Below are 1,028 nucleotides of genomic sequence, written 5' to 3' on the forward strand. Positions count from 1 at the left end.
GTCAAGAACATCCCGCCGCTGGCGGCGGGACGCCTTGTGCTGATCGCGGCGCCAAGTTCCCTGCCGGCGATCTTTGCCGACTTCAGTCATATGTTGAATGTCGGCCCGCGCTCGCAAGCCGCCATGGCGGACCGGGTCGAGCATCTTTCCGGCCGGCCGCTGCACGAATTCACCGGCGACCGCCAGCTCGCCCAGGCACCGGTGCCGACCCTGGTCATCCACGCGCCGGACGACCGCGAAGTCTCGGCCGATCACGCAAGGCGCTATGCCGGCGCCGGCGGCCATGTGCGGCTCTACTGGGCCGACGGGCTTGGCCATCGCCGCATTCTTGCCGACAAGGGCGTGGTCGAACGCGCGGTCGGCTTCGTGACGCATCGCGAGCCATTGCTGCTGCATTGAGCGGCGGTCGAGATTATTTCTTCTTCTCGCCGGGTTCGACCGGCAGTCCGGCGGCCTTCCAGGCGGTGTAGCCGCCGAGGATGTGCTTGACCGGCGAAAGCCCCATGTCCTGCGCCGTCTTTGTGGCCAGGGCAGAGCGCCAACCGCCGGCGCAGAAGAACACGAAGCTCTTTCCCGAGGCGAAGAACGGCTTGTGGTAAGGGCTTTCGGGGTCGATCCAGAATTCCAGCATGCCGCGCGTGACATGCTTGGCGCCCGGAATCCGGCCGTCGCGTTCCACTTCGCGTGGATCGCGCAGATCGACGAAGATGGTGTCTTCATCGTCGAGCAGCCCGGCCGCTTCCTCCGGCGAAACCACCTCGATCACGGCGTTCGCCTCGTCCAGCAGCTCGCGATAACCCTTTTTCACGCTCTCGTCCCTCCCGGCCCTGCTGGCGGATTTCGAGCACACCAGCCGGCGTTTGTCACGCCGCGTTGCCGCCGGCCAACGTCTGCCAGGCAGCCATGGCCCCGGCAACCGTCGCCAGCAGGGCAGCGTGCGAGGCGCCGTCTCGCGCCTGGATCGACATGCCGTGCTGGACCGTGGCGAAGAAGGTCGCGGCAGCGCTCGCGTCGAAATCCGCCGGCAA

General features: G+C 67.0%; 1 protein-coding gene and 2 pseudogenes. 1 reads left to right on the forward strand and 2 read right to left on the reverse strand.

Going from position 1 to position 1,028, the window contains the following annotated elements; genetic code table 11:
* Positions 1 to 399: pseudogene (locus tag EN991_RS37590) on the forward strand (alpha/beta hydrolase); the annotation flags it as partial.
* A gap of 13 nt (positions 400 to 412) precedes the next feature.
* Here EN991_RS37590 and EN991_RS37595 read toward each other — a convergent pair.
* A complete protein-coding gene (locus EN991_RS37595; RefSeq protein ID WP_013531694.1) occupies positions 413 to 808 on the reverse strand; it encodes a rhodanese-like domain-containing protein in 396 nt (131 codons plus the stop codon).
* A gap of 55 nt (positions 809 to 863) precedes the next feature.
* A pseudogene (locus EN991_RS41450) lies at positions 864 to 1,028 on the reverse strand (TetR/AcrR family transcriptional regulator); the annotation flags it as partial.

It is taken from the genome of Mesorhizobium sp. M7A.F.Ca.US.005.03.2.1, from assembly GCF_003997795.1.
In the GTDB taxonomy this organism is placed as follows: Bacteria; Pseudomonadota; Alphaproteobacteria; order Rhizobiales; family Rhizobiaceae; genus Mesorhizobium; species Mesorhizobium ciceri.